The organism is Vibrio sp. HB236076, assembly GCF_040957575.1.
Lineage (GTDB): Bacteria > Pseudomonadota > Gammaproteobacteria > Enterobacterales > Vibrionaceae > Vibrio.
Genome location: NZ_CP162601.1, coordinates 2,202,388 through 2,222,347, shown reverse-complemented (window position 1 = coordinate 2,222,347; position 19,960 = coordinate 2,202,388). Strand labels below are relative to the sequence as shown.

17 protein-coding genes are annotated in these 19,960 nt (G+C 44.6%); 8 read left to right on the top strand and 9 right to left on the bottom strand.

Going from position 1 to position 19,960, the window contains the following annotated elements; genetic code table 11:
- The first annotated feature begins 10 nt into the window (after nt 1-10).
- The 6 genes from flgJ (at nt 11) to AB0763_RS09610 (ending at nt 8,618) form a co-directional block, all read left to right on the top strand.
- Nucleotides 11-952, top strand: a complete 942-nt coding sequence (gene flgJ / locus AB0763_RS09635; RefSeq protein WP_306100893.1) for a flagellar assembly peptidoglycan hydrolase FlgJ — start codon at nt 11-13, stop codon at nt 950-952.
- A 142-nt stretch (nt 953-1,094) separates the two neighbouring features.
- Nucleotides 1,095-3,017, top strand: a complete 1,923-nt coding sequence (gene flgK / locus AB0763_RS09630) for a flagellar hook-associated protein FlgK (RefSeq protein WP_306100894.1) — start codon at nt 1,095-1,097, stop codon at nt 3,015-3,017.
- 12 nt (nt 3,018-3,029) lie between these two features.
- Nucleotides 3,030-4,223, top strand: coding sequence for a flagellar hook-associated protein FlgL (flgL, locus tag AB0763_RS09625; RefSeq protein WP_306100895.1), 1,194 nt, complete (start codon nt 3,030-3,032; stop codon nt 4,221-4,223).
- Between the two features lie 362 nt (nt 4,224-4,585).
- Nucleotides 4,586-5,743, top strand: a complete 1,158-nt coding sequence (locus AB0763_RS09620) for a flagellin (protein WP_306100896.1) — start codon at nt 4,586-4,588, stop codon at nt 5,741-5,743.
- Between the two features lie 493 nt (nt 5,744-6,236).
- A complete protein-coding gene (locus tag AB0763_RS09615) occupies nt 6,237-7,370 on the top strand; it encodes a flagellin (RefSeq protein ID WP_306100897.1) in 1,134 nt (377 codons plus the stop codon).
- Nucleotides 7,371-7,490: 120 nt separating this feature from the next.
- Nucleotides 7,491-8,618, top strand: a complete 1,128-nt coding sequence (locus AB0763_RS09610; protein WP_306100898.1) for a flagellin — start codon at nt 7,491-7,493, stop codon at nt 8,616-8,618.
- Between the two features lie 129 nt (nt 8,619-8,747).
- Here the strand turns inward: AB0763_RS09610 and crr are convergent, their stop codons facing one another.
- From crr to cysZ, 5 genes are all read right to left on the bottom strand, one after another.
- Nucleotides 8,748-9,257 carry a PTS glucose transporter subunit IIA gene (gene crr, locus AB0763_RS09605; protein ID WP_306100899.1) on the bottom strand — a complete coding sequence of 170 codons (510 nt, stop codon included), beginning with the start codon at nt 9,255-9,257 and terminating at the stop codon, nt 8,748-8,750.
- Between the two features lie 100 nt (nt 9,258-9,357).
- The gene (ptsI, locus tag AB0763_RS09600; protein ID WP_306100900.1) at nt 9,358-11,082 is read right to left on the bottom strand and encodes a phosphoenolpyruvate-protein phosphotransferase PtsI; all 1,725 of its coding nucleotides are present in this window, start codon (nt 11,080-11,082) and stop codon (nt 9,358-9,360) included.
- A 124-nt stretch (nt 11,083-11,206) separates the two neighbouring features.
- Nucleotides 11,207-11,464, bottom strand: a complete 258-nt coding sequence (locus AB0763_RS09595; protein ID WP_306100901.1) for an HPr family phosphocarrier protein — start codon at nt 11,462-11,464, stop codon at nt 11,207-11,209.
- Nucleotides 11,465-11,743: 279 nt separating this feature from the next.
- Entirely contained in the window at nt 11,744-12,712 is a 969-nt protein-coding gene (gene cysK / locus AB0763_RS09590; RefSeq protein WP_306100902.1) for a cysteine synthase A, read from the bottom strand.
- Nucleotides 12,713-12,798: 86 nt separating this feature from the next.
- Entirely contained in the window at nt 12,799-13,578 is a 780-nt protein-coding gene (cysZ, locus tag AB0763_RS09585; protein ID WP_306100903.1) for a sulfate transporter CysZ, read from the bottom strand.
- 209 nt (nt 13,579-13,787) lie between these two features.
- Here cysZ and zipA point away from each other — a divergent pair, with 209 nt between their 5' ends.
- Together zipA and ligA are read left to right on the top strand one after the other, a co-directional pair.
- Nucleotides 13,788-14,708: a cell division protein ZipA gene (gene zipA / locus AB0763_RS09580; protein WP_306100904.1), complete on the top strand. Its 921-nt coding sequence runs from the start codon at nt 13,788-13,790 to the stop codon at nt 14,706-14,708.
- Between the two features lie 63 nt (nt 14,709-14,771).
- Nucleotides 14,772-16,787: an NAD-dependent DNA ligase LigA gene (ligA, locus tag AB0763_RS09575; protein WP_306100905.1), complete on the top strand. Its 2,016-nt coding sequence runs from the start codon at nt 14,772-14,774 to the stop codon at nt 16,785-16,787.
- Nucleotides 16,788-16,855: 68 nt separating this feature from the next.
- Here the strand turns inward: ligA and AB0763_RS09570 are convergent, their stop codons facing one another.
- The 4 genes from AB0763_RS09570 to AB0763_RS09555 all read right to left on the bottom strand — a co-directional run bounded on the left by AB0763_RS09570 (nt 16,856) and on the right by AB0763_RS09555 (nt 19,946).
- Nucleotides 16,856-17,710 carry a co-chaperone YbbN gene (locus AB0763_RS09570; RefSeq protein ID WP_306100906.1) on the bottom strand — a complete coding sequence of 285 codons (855 nt, stop codon included), beginning with the start codon at nt 17,708-17,710 and terminating at the stop codon, nt 16,856-16,858.
- Between the two features lie 408 nt (nt 17,711-18,118).
- Nucleotides 18,119-19,030: a TIGR01777 family oxidoreductase gene (locus tag AB0763_RS09565; protein ID WP_306100907.1), complete on the bottom strand. Its 912-nt coding sequence runs from the start codon at nt 19,028-19,030 to the stop codon at nt 18,119-18,121.
- 107 nt (nt 19,031-19,137) lie between these two features.
- Nucleotides 19,138-19,416, bottom strand: a complete 279-nt coding sequence (locus AB0763_RS09560; RefSeq protein ID WP_306100908.1) for a SelT/SelW/SelH family protein — start codon at nt 19,414-19,416, stop codon at nt 19,138-19,140.
- An 8-nt stretch (nt 19,417-19,424) separates the two neighbouring features.
- Nucleotides 19,425-19,946 carry a regulatory protein ToxS gene (locus AB0763_RS09555; RefSeq protein ID WP_306100909.1) on the bottom strand — a complete coding sequence of 174 codons (522 nt, stop codon included), beginning with the start codon at nt 19,944-19,946 and terminating at the stop codon, nt 19,425-19,427.
- Between the last annotated feature and the right edge of the window lie 14 nt (nt 19,947-19,960).

The following is a 19,960-nucleotide window of genomic DNA, read 5'->3' as shown; positions in this document are numbered from 1 at the left end:
CAAGCGCATTATGGTAAACAATGGCAACGATATCGGATTTGTACAAGACATTACCGGTCTCGACAAACTCAGACAGCAAGCCGTCAGCGGCAAAGAAACCGACCAACACGCCGCGCTAAAAAATGCAGCCAGGCAATTTGAGTCCATTTTTACCTCAATGCTATTTAAATCAATGCGAAAAGCGAATGAAGGCTTTGAGTCGGACTTACTAAAAAGCCAGAATCAAGACGTTTACCAAAACATGCTTGATGAACAAATGTCGAGTGATTTAAGTGCCAATGGTTCATTAGGGCTAGCGGATATGATCGTGAAACAGCTTGGCGGCAACTTACCGAGCAGCGATATCGCTAAGCAGCAAGAGAGCGCAATTCGCCAAGCATCCGTACAAGCGGTGAATCATCGCCCTATGTCACAAGCGGCTCTTCGTCAAAAGCAGGAAGCACTAACGGCTTCAGGAGTGATTACCCCCAGCTCATCCAATTCCCCTTTCGGTTCGCCACAAGAGTTTGTTCAGCGCTTAGCGCCTTACGCCAAAAGAGCGGCGAAAACCTTAGGTGTTGAACCCACCTTATTACTCGCTCAAGCGGCACTTGAAACCGGCTGGGGTAAAAAAGTGGTGAGCAATGCGTATTCCTCGAGTAATAACCTGTTTAATATCAAAGCGGACTCGAGTTGGCAGGGCAATAAAGTCTCGACACAGACCTTAGAATTTATCGACGGCATGCCGGTTAAACAGCAGGCTGCTTTTCGCCGCTATCCTAATTATGCGGCCAGCTTTACTGACTATGTTCAATTTTTACAGCGTAACCCTCGCTACCACAACACGTTGAACACCGCTCAAAACTCAACGGCGTTTATTCATGGTATCCATCAAGCTGGCTATGCCACGGACCCAAACTACGCCAATAAAGTACTCAAAGTCAAAGAACAAATAGATAAGTGGTCGTTCTAATCTAAAAAGGCTTATGTTTTCATAAGTCTTTTTTTTTATTGGTAATTTTGCTTGGTATGTTTTTTGCTTATTTCATGTTAGGCGCGGCATTTTGCCGCCCATATTCTCCATATCTTTTTTTGCGATCACCGAGGGGGCAGGCATGGCATCCGATTTACTTGGATTAGGCAGTCAGAGTGTTTTGACTGCTCAGCGGCAATTAAATACCACCAGTCACAATATTTCTAACGTGAACACGGAAGGTTTTAGCCGCCAGTCGGTGATCCAAGGCACTAATATGCCGCGAATGTTTGGTGGCAGTACCTATGGTATGGGGGTTCACGTTGATAATGTCCGTCGTTCATGGGATCAATTTGCCGTCGATGAACTCAACTTAGCAACCACCAATCACGCCTCCAGAACCGATGTTGATCAAGATTTGGATATGCTTTCGAGTATGCTTTCATCAATCGCATCGAAAAAAATTCCCGATAATCTGCACGATTGGTTTGATGCCGTCAATGTTTTGTCTGATACCCCGAATGATATGGGGGCTCGTGAAGTGGTATTAGAAAAGGCCGGTATTATCACTGATACTTTAAACAGTTTTCAAAACAGTGTTCGTCAGCAATACGATGTTGTCAATAAACGTCTTGATGTGGGTATTAAGCGAATCAATCAGTTAGCGGTCGAAATTCGAGATCTACAACGATTAATGATGAGCTCACCAGGCCCTCATAACGATTTGATGGATGAGCATGAAAAACTGGTCAAAGAGCTGGCTCAATACACTAAAGTAACCGTCACGACTCGAAAAAATGCCGAGGGATTTAATATTCATATCGGTAATGGGCACACGATAGTTTCAGGTACTGAAGCCAGTCAACTGCAAATGATTGAGGGTTATCCCGATGTACATCAACGCCGTTTAGCTATTGTAGAAGGCCCTGCAGTAAAACCAATCAAAAGCGATAGTATCGACGGTAAGCTCGGGGCCATGCTCAGGTTTCGCGATCAAGAAGTTCCCAATGTGCTCGATGAATTAGGCCGGATGTCCACCGCTTTTGCTTACCAAATTAACCAATTGCAACACCAAGGATTGGACTTGAATGGCGATGTGGGTGAAGACTTATTTACTGATGTGAATTCTGAGTTAATCGCGACGTCAAGAGTGATCAAGAACCGCGACTCAAAAGCCGACATGGCCGTCTTTATCGATGACTTATCAAGTTTAAAGGGCGGTGAGTATTCACTGCGCTACAATGGTAGTGAGTACGAAATTTATACTCCAAGTGGTGAGAAAAAGACGGTGTCTCCACTATCGGGGGACAATGGCGATCAATTTTATCTCGATGGTATGCGAGTTGAAATTCGTACCCCACCTCAAGAAGGGGAAAAAATTCTGTTGCGACCGACTCGTGATGGCGCGTTACAAATTGAGTTAGCGACAACCGATCCTAAAAAAATTGCGGCACAAAGTTTTGAGGCGTCTACCACGTTTGCCAATGGCAAAGCCGATTTTAGAATTGATCAGGCGGGCGACTTAAAAGAGTTCAGTGTCGTGATCTCCCCAAATGGTAATCAATTTGCGGTTTTAGATAAGTCGGGAAAGGTGGTGCAAAAGCCAGCCGATTACCCACCAACGGGCCCTGTCAGTGTGTCATTGCCAAGTGATCACCCAGATTTTGACCAAGGAACAGCTACGGTATTTGAGCTGAGCAGTGGTGCGTTAGCGAGAGATAAGTTTACGGCAAACTTGGTCCCTTCACCGGGTGACAACGGCAATTTGCGTAAAATGTTTGATGTGCAAGCTTTGCAAACCCTTGACGATGAAGAGTCTACATTGGTGGATGTGTATAACAATCTCAATACCAATGTCGGGCTTCGCTCGTCAACGGCATCTCGATTGTCTGATATTTCGAAACAAGAAAAAGAGCAAGCGGAGTCAAGAGTCGCCTCCATTTCAGGTGTTAACCTTGATGAAGAAGCGGCCAATATGATGCGCTTTCAGCAAGCTTATATGGCATCATCGCGAATCATGCAAGCGGCAAATGATACTTTCAATACCATACTTCAGTTGCGATAGGAGTGATCATTAATGCTAAATCGGATCTCAAGTTTTCATAATTATCAAACCGTGCAAAATGACTTGCGACGACAAGAAAATAAGATTCATCACAATCAAGCTCAATTAGCTTCGGGTAAAAAATTGACCAAACCCAGTGATGATCCTTTGGCGACCCATTATGTGCAAAATATCAAAAAACAATCGGATCAAATCCAACAGTTTTTAGACTCCATCGTGTTAGTTCGCAATCGTTTAGAGCAACACGAGGTCAATATTGCTAACGCGACCGAATTTATTGATGCCAGTAAACGCAACGTGATGGAAATGATCAACGGCGCCTTATCGCCGGAAGACCGGGCGGCGAATAAACGAGAGATATTGGAATTGACGAATAACTTGATTAACTTGGCGAATAGCCAAGATGAATCAGGTAACTACACCTTTGCCGGCACCAAGCCAAAGGAGCAACCTTTCTTTCGCGATTACGATGGTACAGTGATTTACAAAGGCGATGATTATCAGAGAAAAATGAAGATTTCATCGAACTTAAACATTGCGATGAATGATCCGGGTAGCCGGATTTTCATGAATATTGATAACCCATTTGGCCACTATATGCCGGCGTATGAGTTACAAAATGCGTCACAGTTGCTGCTTAACAAAGCCACTAACCTCGATCCCGATGACACTTCGACCTATAAAGTGACTTTTGTCGATATGGGCAATGATAAGTGGGGCTATCAGTTAGAGCAAGACGGTGATGTCGTTGCGGCAGACCAATTTGACCCTCAAACTGGGATTGAATACGAAGGGTTATCGATCAAAATTAACGGTGAAATTACCAAAGGCGACAGTATTACTTTGACGCCTCAAGACCAATTTAGTGTGTTCGACAGCCTAAATCAAGCGATGACCTGGTCAGAAGAGTCGGTCTCCGATGCCAGTGCGACGGCCGAATTACAAAGTGCGACTAAACAGCTGCAAGCGGCTTTTATTCATTTAACGCAAATGCGAACGGATGTTGGTGCTCGCTTGAGCACATTAGATACTCAAGAGCAACAGCATCAAGACTTTGAGTTGTCGCTCGCCAAAGCCAAAGGCAACTTTGAAGATTTGGACTATTCCAAAGCGGTGATTGACTTCAGTGAAAATACGCGTGCATTACAAGCTTCTCAACAAGCGTTTGGTAAAACCAAAGACTTAACCTTGTTCAATTACATCTAACCCACAACTTGTCTAGGCTAATCTTCTCTATCCCTTATGTGCAATGCCATATGTGCAGAGAGGAAAAGCGGGCGGCAACGGGGTGGCAAATGAAACGGCAAGGATGAGTTTAAGCGGAATTAGAAAGCGATTGAATGGAAGTAGGTAAATTATTTTAATGGTAAATTATTGTTTTTTATAGGGTGTTATCTTTAATTTAAACTTGGCATGGTATTTGTATTGTATTAAGAGTCAATTGTTGATTGCCGCTTTATCAAGGCAGTTAATGAACTTAGTCAATTTGTTAATTTCGGTCAGTGCTTATCCAATTGAGAATCGAGCTGGCCGCTTCGCAATCAAGAGCGAACTCAAAGGAGAGCATAATGGCCATTAATGTGAATACCAATGTGTCGGCAATGACGGCACAACGTTATTTAAACAAAGCCAGCAACGACTTGAATACATCGATGGAGCGATTGTCTTCAGGTAACAAGATCAATAGCGCTAAAGACGATGCGGCTGGCTTGCAGATTTCTAACCGTTTAACATCGCAGTCTCGAGGATTAGAAGTGGCCATGCGAAATGCTAATGATGGTATTTCGATCGCTCAAACGGCAGAAGGGGCGATGAATGAGTCTACCTCGGTCCTACAACGTATGCGGGATCTGGCGATTCAGTCGGCAAATGGTACTAACTCGGATGCCGAGCGCGCCGCTTTGAACGAAGAAAGTACGGCTTTGCAAGACGAATTAAACCGAATTGCTGAAACAACATCATTTGGTGGACGTCGTCTTCTCAATGGCACTTTTGGCGACGCATCTTTTCAGATAGGTTCAAATGCAGGTGAAGCCATGATCATGGGGTTAACCAGTATTCGTGCCGATGACTCGCGTATGGGCGGCATTACCTTCATGTCGGAAAGCGGTAAAGATAAAAACTGGCAGGTAAAACCAGAAAATAGCGATCTTACCATTGTTATTCCACGTAACCCGGCGGAAGTTAAGGATGGGGAGTCCGATGAGGTTACAATTAATATCAACGCAAAAACCGGCGATGATATTGAAGAAGTCGCGACTTACATCAACGGCCAGTCTGACTTGGTCAATGCGTCTGTTACTGAAGACGGCAAACTTCAAGTATTTGTTGCAAAACCCAATATTCACGGTGAAATCAGTTTCTCTGGTGGGTTAGCCAGTGATCTTGGTATCGTTGATGAGCCGGTGAAAACCACGGTACAGGATATTGACTTAACGTCAGTGCAAGGCTCTCAAAATGCGATTAGTGTTCTCGATGCGGCGTTGCAATACGTCGATTCACAACGCGCGGATTTAGGGGCGAAACAGAACCGATTGATGCACAGTATTAACAACTTAGCCAATGTCCAAGAAAATGTTAATGCGTCTAACAGCCGGATTAAAGATACCGATTTTGCGAAAGAAACCACGCAGATGACCAAAGCACAAATTTTGCAACAAGCAGGGACATCGATTCTTGCTCAGGCAAAACAGTTGCCAAGTGCTGCAACACAATTGTTGCAGTAGTACTTCGACATTGGGCCCGGTTCAGACGTGGACTTAACCTAATGACGATGGCAAGCTTTAAAGTTTGACAAAGGGCGGCTCTCTCATCTCTCACCTGCCAAGCTTTTGATGACTTTATTGCACAGGTAACAACCTATGGGTTTCATTTCTCTGATCTCCACTCGGCGTTGTTTACCTTTCTAGCCCCAGTTCTCTCAAAGGAAAAGGGGCTTTTTCTTTTTTATTCCATGATTCACCTCACCACCGTTCAATATTAACCTTAAAGAAAATACGACATTGCCCCTTCGTCAATATTGATATTATCTTGAGTGTTTCCTCTCCGTTTATTGTTATAGTGCTACCGGTTTCACAATTAAAGCCACGACGTAATGATTTGCGCTATATATTGATCGAGTTTTGAGCATATTGGCCGTTAATACCTATGTCTTCAAGTGAAACGAGTTTTCTGGTTGGTCGGAAAACCCGTAATCAGAAAACAATGTGGAGAATTATTATGGCGATTAATGTGAATACCAATGTGTCAGCGATGACGGCGCAGCGTTACCTCAACAGTGCTAATACGAATATGCAATTGTCAATGGAGAGGTTGTCATCGGGTTTTAAAATCAACAGTGCTAAAGACGATGCCGCAGGGCTGCAAATTTCTAATCGTTTAAGTGCGCAAAGTCGGGGTCTTGATGTCGCCGTACGCAATGCCAATGATGGTATTTCAATTGCGCAAACGGCGGAAGGGGCGATGAATGAAACCACCAATATATTACAACGCATTCGCGATCTTTCATTGCAATCGGCCAATGGTTCAAACTCCAAATCTGAGCGTGTTGCGATACAAGAAGAGGTCACCGCACTTAATGATGAATTAAATCGGATTGCTGAAACCACCTCTTTTGGTGGCAATAAATTACTCAATGGCACCTTCGGCTCTAAAGCTTTTCAAATTGGTGCCGATAGCGGTGAAGCGGTGATGCTGAATTTGAGAGACTTGCGCTCGGACAACCGCATGATGGGCGGGACCAGTTATCAAGCAGAAGAAGCTAAAGGCAAAGATTGGCAAGTGACCGCAGGCGATAACGACTTAACGTTAGAATTTACTGATACTTTTGGTGAAGAGCATGAAATCGTAATCAATGCTAAACAAGGTGATGATATCGAAGAGCTCGCCACTTACATTAATGGTCAAACCGATTACCTAAAAGCGTCCGTCAATGAAGAAGGACAACTGCAAGTGTTTGCCGGTAATAATAAAATTGATGGTGACGTTGACTTTTCAGGCAGTTTGGCTGGTGAATTAGGGTTCGGTGATGGTCAGGCGGTTACGGTAAATACATTAGATGTTACCAGTGTTGGCGGCGCTCAAGAGTCGGTGGCAGTGGTTGATGCGGCTTTGAAGTATGTGGACTCTCACCGGGCAGAGTTGGGGGCTTTTCAAAACCGCTTTGACCATGCAATCAGTAATCTAGATAACATAAATGAAAATGTAAACGCGTCAAAAAGTCGGATTAAAGACACTGATTTCGCCAAAGAGACAACGCAACTTACCAAAAGCCAAATTTTGTCTCAAGCATCAAGTTCGATTTTGGCACAAGCCAAACAGGCTCCAACCACGGCACTAGCGCTGTTAGGTTAGCCCACAGTGAATAAAATAGTCGACTAACTTAACATGAGTTGTTGATAGTAAGATGGGTTTTCTCTTTTTCAGAAAACCCATTTTTTTGATTGGTAAGGGTAAACAAGGATTAAGTCGCGCATGGTATCTATCGTCACTAATTCGACGGCTATGTTAACTTCAAGGTATTTAAATCAAGCGAATACAGAGTTGTCTGTATCACAAGCTCAGTTGCAATCTGGCTCTTTGATCAATCGCGCCAGTGATAATGCGGCGGGGATGCAAATTTCAAATCGTTTGACAGCGCAAACTCAAGGGCTTAGCCGCGCGATGGCCAATGCCTCAGACGCTTATTCTGTCGCTCAAACTGCTGAAGGGGCGCTACAAGAAAGTGCTGAAATACTGGGTAACTTAAGAGATTTATCACTTCAAGCGGCCAATGGCAGTTACCAAGACTCAGACCGGCGAAATCTAAATCAAGAAGCGCAGGCGTTACTTGATGAGTTAACGCGAGTGGCAAATAGCACCACTTATGCAGGCCATCATTTACTCAATGGAACATTTGGTCGCAAAGCCTTCCAATTAGATTCTGACACCAACAGTATTAGCTTACATTTACTCAATACGGCCCCAGACAACGAGAATATGGGCGGTTATCACTATTTATCAGAGCCAGTATCGGTGGATACGTGGTCGGTGAATACCGATAACCAAGAGTTTGTTTTTGATTACACTGACGCACAAGGCAATCATATTGAGCAATATTTGCCGTTGATAGCCGGTGATGATGTGTATCAAGTAGCCACTTATCTCAATAGCCATCAAGATGTGTTTCATGCCTCGGTGACAGAGCAGGGGCGTGTGCAGCTTTTTGCCGCTGAGCAGCACGCGCCCTTTGGTCTGAATTTATCTGAGCAAAGTCAGTCATTGTTTGAGTTTGATGCCCCTGAATCTAAGTTATTATCTCAGCTTGATTTGTCGACACAAGGCCGAGCACAACTGGCCATTGGTCAAGTTGATGCAGGCATTCAATTTATCGATCGATTAAGAGGTTCGATTGGCGGCTTTCAAAATAGAGTAGAAAGTACCTTGAGCAATTTAGCCAATGTTCACCAGCAAATTGTGCGTTCCAATGCGGCTTTAAAAGACACCGATGTTGCTAAGGCCTCAACCGCATTGGTGAAATCACAAATGTTAAGAGACGGCAACTCTGCGATGTTATCGCAAGCCAAACAAAGCCAGCACTCTGCCTTATCGCTGTTGGTGTGATATCAAGGTCGCAAAGGTGGAATTTAGGAGCAATAAAAAAACGCTACTCAAGAGCAGCGCTTTTGACCACGTTCGAAAATCTCTATCGACACGTCTTATTCTTTGAAACCAATAATGTTTACAAAGCCATTACTTGCTGACGCGAAGTACGGTGCTTTCACCGACGACGACAGTACCAGAAAGTTTGGTTAAGTCTTTGATTTCATCCATGTTTGAAATGACAACAGGGGTCAGGACCGATTTGGCTTTTTCTTCTAATAAAGCGAGATCAAACTCAATAATGGTATCACCAGCTTTGACCGTTTGACCTTCTTCCGCGATACGTTTAAAGCCTTCGCCTTTCAACTCAACGGTATCAATGCCAAAGTGGACGAACATTTCAATGCCATCATCAGATTCAATTGAAAAAGCGTGGTTGGTTTCAAAAATCTTTCCAATCGTCCCATTTACTGGAGCAACGATTTTGTCACCGCTTGGCTTGATAGCAATGCCATCACCAACGATTTTTTCAGCAAACACGACATCTGGCACGTCTTCAATATTGATGATATCACCGGACAAGGGGGCGATGATTTCGTAAGCACCTGTGTCTGCACTATCATCTGATACTAGTTTTTTGAGTTTATCAAACAGACCCATGTATTTGCTCCTAATATTTGAATGCGATTTGTTGAAGTATAGTATACCAATTGAAGCCATTAAACGAATACTTTTCATTTAATGGCTTGGTATTACAAGGTTATTCAGCGTGCTTCGCCATAAACTCTTCAACACATGCTTCAATTTCAGCAGCGGTTGGCAAAGAAAGCGCGTGCTCTGCCATGGCTTGTACTTCAGCAAAGTTGGCGTTGCGGATAACTTTCTTAACACGTGGAATAGAAATGCCACTCATTGAGAACTCATCAAGGCCCATACCGAGAAGCAGTAGCGTTGCATGCTCGTCACCAGCAAGCTCACCACACATACCGGTCCACTTACCTTCTGCATGTGAAGCGTCGATAACTTGTTTAATCACATTTAGAACCGCAGGAGAAAGCGGGTTGTAAAGGTGAGAAATCATTTCGTTACCACGGTCAACCGCTAAGGTGTACTGCGTGAGGTCGTTGGTGCCGATAGAGAAGAATTCCACTTCTTTCGCTAAGTGGTGAGCAACAGCGGCTGCCGCTGGTGTTTCAACCATAACGCCGATTTCGATGTTTTCGTCAAAGGCATGACCTTCTTGACGAAGCTCAGCTTTGTATTCCTCGATGGCTTTTTTCAGTTCACGAATTTCTTCAACCGAGATGATCATTGGGAACATAACGCGAAGTTTACCGTGTGCTGAAGCACGAAGAATACCGCGTAGTTGATCGCGAAGGATTTCGCGACGATCTAAGCTGATGCGAACCGCACGCCAACCTAGGAAAGGGTTGAGCTCTTCAGGCAGATCCATGTATGGCAGATCTTTGTCACCGCCGATATCCATAGTACGAATGATAACGGCTTCACCGTGCATCGCTTCGGCAACATCTTTATAAGCTTGATATTGCTCTTCTTCTGTAGGCAAAGAATCGCGGTCCATAAATAGGAACTCTGTACGGTAAAGGCCAACGCCTTCGCCGCCATTGCGCAATACGCCATCACAATCTTTCACTGTACCGATGTTGCCACAGACTTCAACGCGGTGACCGTCTTTAGTTTCAGCGGGTAAATCTTTTAGTTTGGCAAGTTCTTCTTTTTCTGCAATCGCATCAGACTGAACTTTTTTCGCTTGAGCAAGCTCTTCATCGCTTGGGTTGATGATGATCTTGTTGTTTACCGCATCAAGCACGAGCATGTCGCCGTTTTTAACTTGCTGAGTCACGTCGTTGGTACCGACAATGGCAGGTAATTCTAGTGAACGCGCCATGATTGAGGTATGAGACGTACGACCACCGATATCACACGCAAAACCAAGAACGTATTCTAGGTTGATTTGTGCAGTTTCAGAAGGCGTTAGGTCGTTGGCAACTAAAATAACTTGCTCGTTGATATCGCTAAGAGAAACGATATTGATGCCCAAGGCATTTTTCACAAAACGAGAACCGATATCACGAATGTCTGTCGCGCGTTCTTTTAGGTATTCGTCGTCTAAAGACTCAAGAGCAGAGGCTTGCTCTTCAATCACAGTGTGAATGGCATTGTCTGCAGTAAGCTTGTCATTTTTGATCAGAGCGAGAATTTCTTCTTCGAGCTCTTCATCTTCAAGCAACATGATATGACCTTCAAAAATGGCTTCTTTTTCTTCGCCGAAGGTTTCTAGTGCTTTCTGTTTAACGACTTCAAGTTGAGCGGCTGATTTGTCGCGTGCGTCGAAAAATCGTTGCACTTCGGTTTCAACTTGGTCATCGGAAATTAGGTTTGTATTGAGGACAATTTTTTCTTCTTTAAGAAGAAGCGCTTTGCCAATGGCAATGCCCGGAGATGCTAGGATACCTGAAATCATAGCTTTACCTTAACTTGGTCTGCTGTAAAAGAAAGAGTCTGGACGCTGTGTGCGTGAAGTACTGTGAAGGTAGCAAAGCCATGGGCATAGGTTACGACCATGGCTTTGCAGACTAAGACGGTGCTTAGTGTAGTTGATCCATTAGAGCAACTAAGTGGTCTACAGCTTCTTGTGCCTGTGCACCTTCAGCAGAAATAGTTACTACAGCACCTTTTACTAGACCTAGAGTCTGAAGTTTGAAAAGGCTTTTCGCGCTTGCGCTTTTACCGTTGTTAGTAACAGTGATATCAGCGTCAAAGGCTTTAGCTTCTTTCACGAACTGCGCTGCTGGGCGAGTGTGAAGACCGTTTTCTGCAGTAATTTCTACTTGCTTCTCGTACATGTGATATACCCCGATTTACTTTAATTGTCTTAATTGATGCCCTAGCTTAACCCCCTTCATTCGCTTTGACTAGCTGAAAAAAAACGGGATTATGTTATTTTTGTGCATCAACTTGTTTAGTAATGTATTGTTTTTCCCCAATTTAATGAGGTTTGCTATAACTTCTATTATTTTGAAGCTAAAAATAAACGCCCTGATATTACCAAAGGTGCGGCTAGGATCAACAAAAAAGCCCCTCAATCGGGGCTTTTTTACATGAAAAATTGATTTGACAATGGATTATTGTTGATTTTCTGCTTCAGTAAAAATACCTGCAAATAGTGCAGTACTGAGATAACGCTCACCAGAACTTGGCAAAATAACCACAATATTTTTATCCGCGAACTCAGGAAGTTCAGCAAGGCGATTTGCCGCTACCACCGCGGCACCAGATGAAATACCCGCTAAAATACCTTCTTCTTTCATTAGGCGCTGAGCCATTTCAATCGCATCGTCTGATGTCACAGTTTCAACGCGATCGAGTAGATCAAGGTCTAAGTTTTTAGGGATAAAGCCAGCACCGATACCTTGAATTTTGTGTGGGCCAGGTTGTACTTCTTGGCCGGCGAGCACTTGGGTAATCACTGGTGATTCTGCAGGCTCTACTGCAACAGCAGTAATGGCTTTGCCTTGTGTTTTCTTCAAGTAACGAGTAGTACCTGAAATAGTACCCCCAGTGCCCACACCAGCGACGAAAACATCCACTTGTCCTTCAGTGGCTTCCCAAATCTCTGGACCTGTGGTTTTTTCGTGGATCTCAGGGTTTGCTGGGTTGTCGAATTGTTGCAACATGTAAAATTTGCTAGGGTCTGTTGCAACGATTTCTTCCGCTTTGGCGATTGCGCCTTTCATGCCTTTTGCCGCTTCCGTTAACACTAGGTTAGCGCCAAGCGCTTTGAGGAGTTTGCGTCTCTCTAGACTCATCGACTCAGGCATGGTCAACGTCAATTTGTAACCACGAGCAGCAGCAACAAAGGCCAATGCGATTCCGGTGTTGCCACTGGTTGGCTCAACTAATTCAGTTTGTGAGGTGATTTTACCTTGTTTTTCGGCGTCCCAAATCATGTTGGCACCGATTCGACATTTGACACTAAAGCTAGGATTGCGAGCTTCAACTTTAGCAAGTACGTTGCCTTTGCTGACCTTGTTTAAGCGCACTAGTGGGGTGTTGCCGATCGTTAGAGAATTATCTTCGTAAATCTTGCTCATGGAATTGTTCCTTCATCACTCGTTACTGGATAGAGTCAAAGCATAGGCCTATGACAATAAACCGAAAAAGATTAAAAAGTTATAACTTATTTAATTGGGTTTGATAAGGGGGTACTCGTTTGAGACGCCGTTACATGTAGGGGGCGAAACTGCTCGACCCACATTGCGGTTGCACCGCAGACGGCAATGGGCATCACGAAAAAGTTAACCAAAGGGATAGAGGTGAATAATGACACTAAAAACCCAAACCCATAGGCCTTGGTTTGTTTTTGTTTCAGATTGTGTCTCATCTCACCAAAGCTGACTTTGTGGTTGTCGAAAGGGTAATCACAGTATTGAATGGCCAACATCCAAGCGGTAAATATGAACCACAATACAGGGCCTATTGTTTGACCTAACGCCGGGATAAGCAGCAACAAGAAAAGCCCCACCACTTTGGGCAAAGTGTAAGCCAGTTTTCTAAATTCACGCGCGAAGATTCTCGGTAGATCTTTGACGGCGTCCCATAACCCTTCGTCATTAATAGGTGAGCCAGTGAGCTTCTGTTCTACTTTTTCAGACAATAAGCCATTAAATGGCGCGGCGATGAAATTGGCCAATGTGGTAAAGAAATAAGAAAAGGTCGCGAGTATTGTCAGGGCCAGTATTGGCCACAGGACGTAGCTTAGCCAAGACAAAAAATTTGGCAGCTGGCCAAGCCAAGTTTCTATCCAACTATTGAGGTTGGAAAACAGATACACCAGAGCACCACCAATCAGGAGGATGTTGGCCACTAATGGCAATAGGATAAAGCGCCTTATTCCAGGTGAGATTGCGAGTTGTGCACCATAAAAAAAATAGCCAAAACCAGAACGTGAACTTTGCATAATTGGGTTTATAAGATTGAGAGACAGGCTGACATTGTACTTGAGATAACAAAGAAAAAAAGCGTGCCATTTATCACAATAAAATACTTACTTCTAACAATATTTTGTTCTAAATCCATGATAAGGTTTGTTAGAGTATAGGGATAACCAGTTTAATGGACAATTAATGAACAGATCAGTTTTGATTTGTTCCGACACGAGAGTTAAAAATGCAGGAATTGCGATTCGTTCTCATCATAGTAGGTATTATTGCTATTGCCGCCTTGCTGTTTCACGGCTTATGGTCCAGTAAAAAAGAAGGCAACTCCAAATTTAATAACAAGCCATTGAGTAATATTGACTCTGAGCCAGAACTCAAAGACAAGAAACGCAAGTCGTCTCGTTTTGGTCGTAAAAAGCGACGTGAATTTTCAGAGCCGACAGAAGACTCTGCCGAGTCATTTGATGCCGTCGATACCCCCGAGCCGCAAAATGACAATCCATTTGCCGCTCAAGATCAGCACGTGACACACGATCCCTTGATTGATGCTTACCAAGCGCCGTTACAAACAGAGCCCACATCAGCCGATGTGACCTTAGGCGAAACATTGAACACGGCGGATTTAGAAGGGTCTCGCGATGAAAACGCGCCGTCTGAGGTGACTCTGCCAACCATGGACGCGGTGGATGAAAACTCTGAGGCGGTTATTGATGAAGGCCAACCAGAGCCTGAAATGCAAGTATTAGTCCTGCACGTGCATTGTTTGGGTGAAGCGCCGTTTGTCGGCACACAACTTTTTGATAGTATGCAGCAAAATGGGCTCATTTTTGGTGAAATGAATATTTTCCACCGCCATGCAGACTTGTCAGGCAATGGTAAAATACTCTTTAGTGTCGCGAATATGATGCAACCTGGAACACTTGAGCATGACGATCCTGACACCTTTACAACCAAAGGGATTTCATTTTTCATGACGTTACCTTGTTTTGGGGATGCTGAGCAAAACTTTAAGTTGATGCTAAAAACGGCTCAACAAATTGCCGATGATGTTTCAGGGCAGGTGTTGGATGAAGGTCGCCATAGCATGACACCCGATCGCCTCGCTAAGTACCGTCGTCAAATTGCAGACTTTAAGTCATCTCAGGCATAATAAAGATTACCGAAAGAAGAAAGAGCTCCTGAGGGGGCTTTTTTTATAAACAGAGAAATGAGTATGTCGCAAGCATTACAATCGCGCCTAGAATTTTTAAAACAGCAACTTCAGTATCACGCCATTCGTTATTACGTTGAAGACAGCCCGGAAATCCCCGATGTTGAGTACGATACCATGATGCGTGAATTACTCGATATTGAGGCCAATCATCCTCAGTGGGTCACCGCTGATTCTCCGAGCCAACGAGTGGGCGCTCAAGCGCTGTCCAGTTTTGGTCAAGTTGAGCATGAGCTTCCAATGCTGTCTTTAGATAATGCGTTTAATGATCAAGAGCTTGAGGCTTTTGAGCGCCGTGCTCTTGAACGTTTGTCTAATAAAGCGGTGTTGAGTTATTGCTGCGAGCCTAAGCTGGATGGACTCGCGGTGAGTCTCTTGTATGAAAATGGCGTTTTGGTTCAAGCCGCGACCCGGGGTGACGGTACGACAGGGGAGAACATTACAGAAAATGTTCGCACGATTAAATCGATTCCATTGCGCCTGCGCGGTGAGGGCTATCCGACCCGATTAGAAGTTCGCGGTGAAGTATTCATGCCCAAAGCGGGGTTTGAACGTTTAAACGAGCAGGCTCGTCAAAAAGGTGAAAAAGTCTTTGTTAACCCAAGAAATGCCGCCGCCGGTAGCCTGCGACAACTCGATTCCAAAATTACCGCGACGCGACCGTTAAGTTTTTATGCTTACAGTGTGGGCGTGGTCGAAGGAGGCACGCTTGCTGACAGTCACTTTCAGCGTTTTAATCAGCTCAAAGCGTGGGGGCTGCCGGTTGGCGCACAAGTAAAACACGTTGATTCGATGGCGGCGGTTAAGGCTTATCACCAAGAGATCTTGGCGGCCAGAGAGTCCTTGGCCTACGAAATTGACGGAGTCGTATTTAAAATTGACGACATTGCGATTCAACAGCAATTGGGGTTTGTCGCCCGAGCACCGCGTTGGGCTATCGCCTATAAGTTTCCGGCACAAGAAGAAACAACACGACTAAGAGATGTGGAGTTTCAGGTTGGCCGAACCGGAGCGATTACCCCAGTTGCGAAGCTAGAGCCGGTGTTCGTTGGCGGGGTAACCGTCAGTAATGCGACACTGCACAACGCCGATGAAATACAACGCCTCGGAGTAAAAATAGGTGATAGTGTGATGATTCGCCGTGCTGGTGATGTGATACCACAGGTGGTGTCGGTGGTGCATGATCGCCGCCCAGACGATGCTCGTGATATTACTTTTCCTACCCAATGCCCAGTGTGTGGTTCCAATGTCGAGCGCATTGACGGTGAGGCTGTGGCGCGATGCAGTGGTGGTTTAGTGTGTTCAGCACAGCGCAAAGAAGCGCTTAAGCACTTTGTTTCTCGTAAGGCGATGGACGTAGATGGCTTGGGGGATAAAGTGATTGAGCAGCTCGTCGAACGTGAAATGGTACAAACGCCAGCTGATCTTTTCTCTCTCTCTGCCGGCGTGATCACGGTCTTGGAGCGAATGGGACCCAAATCAGCACAAAACATTGTCAATGCCTTGAGTGTGGCTAAGCAAACCACTTTGCCTCGCTTTTTATACGCCTTGGGCATCCGAGAGGTTGGGGAAGCGACGGCATCAAACTTGGCTAATCACTTTCAAGAGTTAGAGCGTATTCGTACGGCAACCATTGAGCAACTTGTTGAAGTTCAAGACATTGGTGAAATAGTTGCGACCCATATTGTCAAGTTTTTCTCTGAGCCACAAAACCAACAAGTGATCGAAGATTTGTTAGCCCAAGGGATCCATTGGCCTAATATTCAAACGGCAGAAACGGACAAACCGAAGCCACTTGATGGTAAGACGGTGGTGTTAACGGGAACTCTGACCCAGCTTTCTCGCTCTGATGCGAAAACGGCATTGCAAGACTTAGGCGCTAAAGTGACCGGCAGCGTGTCAAAGAAAACCGACATGTTGTTTGCAGGTGAGGCCGCAGGCTCTAAGCTTACCAAAGCGCAAGACTTGGGGATCAGCATTAAAACTGAACAAGATCTGCTCGACATGATTAAGGCTTAAGGTTTGACCGGGCAACCGGCAAAGAAAAAAACAGCCAAGTTAACAACTTGGCTGTTTTTTTTTCGAATTTAGTAAAGCAGTGAATAAAGCTGACGGCGATATTTGGCACTTAAAGCATTACCTTGACCAAGTGCGCTGAGAATATCCATGAAGGTTTTCTTTACGTCACCGTCTAACGCATTGAGGTCGCGTTGTAAAATAGGCCAAAGTAGCGCGAGCGCATCTTCGTCTCGATGTGCCTCGTGGTATTGAACGGCGAGATGACAGGCAAGACGTTCGTCTTGTGGTGCATTGGCGTATTCTTGTTCTAACTTTTGTAGTTCAGGGCTATTAGCAGCGTTTTCGTGCAAATTCAGTTTAGCGACAAGTCCTTCGTAAAAGCCCTGTTGGTACTCAAGAGGAATGGTCTCGAGTAGTGGTTTGGCTTCAGAGAATTGTTGTGTCTCTAATAAGCAATCGATCATGATGAGTTTGACTTCTGCTTGCTGCTGTTGATCGCTTTCAAGCTGTTTTAACAAAGCCAAGGCCTGAGCATAGTCGCCCTGTTGATGGAGCGATTGTGCTTGTTGAAAAATTTGCTCCGCTTGACTTGGCAAATGCTTAGCCAGCATGGCTTGAATGGAATCTTGTGTCTGTGGTCCACCTAAACCGTCAACCGGCTGCCCCTGAGTAAATAAAGCTAAGGTAGGTATCATTTGCACGCCGAATTGACTGGCTAGGCCCATGTGTTGATCACAGTCTAAGGTTGCCAGTAAAAATTGCCCTTGGTATTGCTGCGCCAGTGTTTCTACCGTTTGTTTACTTTGCAGACTTTCTGGTTGAGATGCTGACCAGAATAAGAAAAGCACGGGGGTTTTCATCGACTCTTCGAGTATTGAGTGAATGTTGTTGTCGTCGACAGCGGTGATGAAAGGGGATTGCATAAACCATTTCCTTGATTGGGCCAAAAGTGAAGAATAGATTGTAAATTTGCCGCGCAGACGGCTAGCAAACTGAATCGGCATCAGCCATAGAGTTCACATGCAGCGCGTTATTTACACTCAGTGTGTCTGATCAAGATCAATATATACCTATGTAATATATTGAGGTACATGAGGGATTTTTCAAGTTATCAATGGTCGATGAAGTAAGAAGTTGATGTTCTTTAAACTAAGAAAGTATGAGTAAAAAAATCAGAACGACAGTCAAACATAACCAATTAAGTTGATTAAGTGTCATTCTCTATCCTTGTGTTGTTAGTAAAGGTGTTGCGATACTACAGACGATAAGTGACACAATGATGACAAAACAACCGCAAGTGGTGTTTTTTTTGAACAGCTAGTGTGATGGGGTTAACTCTTTTGCAATAAATTATTTAATGCTGGGCTGAGATGGGGGTACTGAAAATTAAATCCAAGCTCAGTTAATTTTGTTGGCTTAGCACGTGCGCTATCAAATAACAAACAATGGGACTCCCCCATAAGAATGCGCATAAAACGGCGGGGAAGGGTTAATAAATGTGGTCGATGAAGAGCTTGTGCTAGGGCCAAACTAAACTCTTGCTGAGTGACGCTATGAGGTGAGCAAAAGTTAAACGGTCCTGTGGCTTTGTCGTGTGAGAGTAAAAAAAGAATCGCATTCACTACATCCTGAATGTGTATCCATGCCATAAACTGTTTACCCGCCCCTAATTTGGCTCCAAGACCCAATCGATAGGCCGGAAGCATTTTCGCTAGCGCGCCTCCTCTAGGGCTAAGTACAATGCCAAAGCGCAGTGTACACACCCGAGTTGACTCACTGTGTACTTTTAATGCTTCACGTTCCCATTGTTCGCAAACTTGGTGAGCAAAATCTGGGCTGTGCACGACTTTTTGTTCATCGAAAGCATGGTTTTTTTGATCGCCATAATAACCGACAGCAGAAGCACTTAAAAAAGTATGCGGTGGCGTTTGGCTGGCCAAACAAAGGTTGACTAACTGCTCAGTGGTCTGCCAGCGACTTTGGCATATGCGATCTTTTTGCCCATGAGACCAGCGTTTGTCGGCGATAGGCTCGCCGGCGAGGTTGATAACGGCGTCAAAGTCATTGAGGTGAGAAAGTTGGCTTAACTGGGAAATAAAACTCAATTGCCCGTGATTGAGATACTGTAACTGCTGCGCCGCGAGTTGAGGGTTGCGAGTGACCACCACAAGGGTCTCTGCGTGAAGTGCTTTTAATAAGGCCTGGCCAATCAATCCTGTACCGCCTGTGATTAAAACCTTCATCCCTTCTCCTTCCTGTTGGCTTGTGGCGCACAATGGGTCGCGGTGATAATTGTTCTGTGTTGTATGGTGTACGGTAAACACCGTGTACAAGATCTATTGTACAAGAACTATTGTTTATCAATATGCCCAAGTTGTCGCAATGGGTCAATATGATCTCTCAATCTTTGCTTAAGCCGTTTGGCATCAGGAAAACCCTGTTCTTTTTTTCTTTCCCATAAAGAAACATCATCGCAAAAAATCTCAAAATACCCGCCAGTCGACGGGCATAAATTCACTGATTCTATGTCATCACTAAAAGTATGCAACAATTCCTGGGCTAGCCAAGTGGCGCGTAACATCCAATTGCATTGAGTACAGTAGTAAATTCGAACGGTAACTTTTTTCATCAAAGTGCCTAATTAGCAAACAAAACCTGGGAGCCGTGATCTAAACTGGTCAGCAGTAACGTGTTAGGGTTAATGACGTCGACTTTGCGGCTTTGCTGTGCATCCATTTTAAATAATTGTTTGACGAGGTTTAACTGTTTATTACTGATGTCCTGAGATTTTGGGGAAGAAAGATCCTTAAAGTCTTTGGGGGTAATCAGTAGGTAGTCGTCGGTCATCTTCCAGTTGCCATTTTCCGAGATATCAATCGACATCACTTCTTCTTTCGCCGTGAATAACTTGATGGTTGAGACGCGAATATAGCTGCCGTTGGGCAAATATTTAACGTTGGCAGTCATACTGACTTTTTGCAAAGGGCGAGTACCTGGCACGGGGCTTGATGCGAGATTATCGGGCATCAAAGTTTCAAGGTGTGATTCCCATTCATTGGCTGTGATAATGTGGCGTATGCGATAATCACTGCCCCAATATAGCCAAGAGGAAAAGGCAATCGATAGGGCGAGCAAAAGAGAGGCAATCTTATAGGACATACGGAGGATCCTCA

What these genes read in the sequence shown, in the direction of transcription:
- cysK (WP_306100902.1), bottom strand. Translation starts at nt 12,712, where the DNA reads ATGAGCAAGATTTACGAAGATAATTCTCTAACGATCGGCAACACCCCA.
- AB0763_RS09570 (WP_306100906.1), bottom strand. Translation starts at nt 17,710, where the DNA reads ATGCAATCCCCTTTCATCACCGCTGTCGACGACAACAACATTCACTCA.
- cysZ (WP_306100903.1), bottom strand. Translation starts at nt 13,578, where the DNA reads ATGCAAAGTTCACGTTCTGGTTTTGGCTATTTTTTTTATGGTGCACAA.
- flgJ (WP_306100893.1), top strand. Translation starts at nt 11, where the DNA reads ATGGTAAACAATGGCAACGATATCGGATTTGTACAAGACATTACCGGT.
- AB0763_RS09560 (WP_306100908.1), bottom strand. Translation starts at nt 19,416, where the DNA reads ATGAAAAAAGTTACCGTTCGAATTTACTACTGTACTCAATGCAATTGG.
- AB0763_RS09565 (WP_306100907.1), bottom strand. Translation starts at nt 19,030, where the DNA reads ATGAAGGTTTTAATCACAGGCGGTACAGGATTGATTGGCCAGGCCTTA.
- AB0763_RS09595 (WP_306100901.1), bottom strand. Translation starts at nt 11,464, where the DNA reads ATGTACGAGAAGCAAGTAGAAATTACTGCAGAAAACGGTCTTCACACT.
- AB0763_RS09615 (WP_306100897.1), top strand. Translation starts at nt 6,237, where the DNA reads ATGGCGATTAATGTGAATACCAATGTGTCAGCGATGACGGCGCAGCGT.
- ligA (WP_306100905.1), top strand. Translation starts at nt 14,772, where the DNA reads ATGTCGCAAGCATTACAATCGCGCCTAGAATTTTTAAAACAGCAACTT.
- crr (WP_306100899.1), bottom strand. Translation starts at nt 9,257, where the DNA reads ATGGGTCTGTTTGATAAACTCAAAAAACTAGTATCAGATGATAGTGCA.
- ptsI (WP_306100900.1), bottom strand. Translation starts at nt 11,082, where the DNA reads ATGATTTCAGGTATCCTAGCATCTCCGGGCATTGCCATTGGCAAAGCG.
- flgK (WP_306100894.1), top strand. Translation starts at nt 1,095, where the DNA reads ATGGCATCCGATTTACTTGGATTAGGCAGTCAGAGTGTTTTGACTGCT.
- zipA (WP_306100904.1), top strand. Translation starts at nt 13,788, where the DNA reads ATGCAGGAATTGCGATTCGTTCTCATCATAGTAGGTATTATTGCTATT.
- flgL (WP_306100895.1), top strand. Translation starts at nt 3,030, where the DNA reads ATGCTAAATCGGATCTCAAGTTTTCATAATTATCAAACCGTGCAAAAT.
- AB0763_RS09620 (WP_306100896.1), top strand. Translation starts at nt 4,586, where the DNA reads ATGGCCATTAATGTGAATACCAATGTGTCGGCAATGACGGCACAACGT.
- AB0763_RS09555 (WP_306100909.1), bottom strand. Translation starts at nt 19,946, where the DNA reads ATGTCCTATAAGATTGCCTCTCTTTTGCTCGCCCTATCGATTGCCTTT.
- AB0763_RS09610 (WP_306100898.1), top strand. Translation starts at nt 7,491, where the DNA reads ATGGTATCTATCGTCACTAATTCGACGGCTATGTTAACTTCAAGGTAT.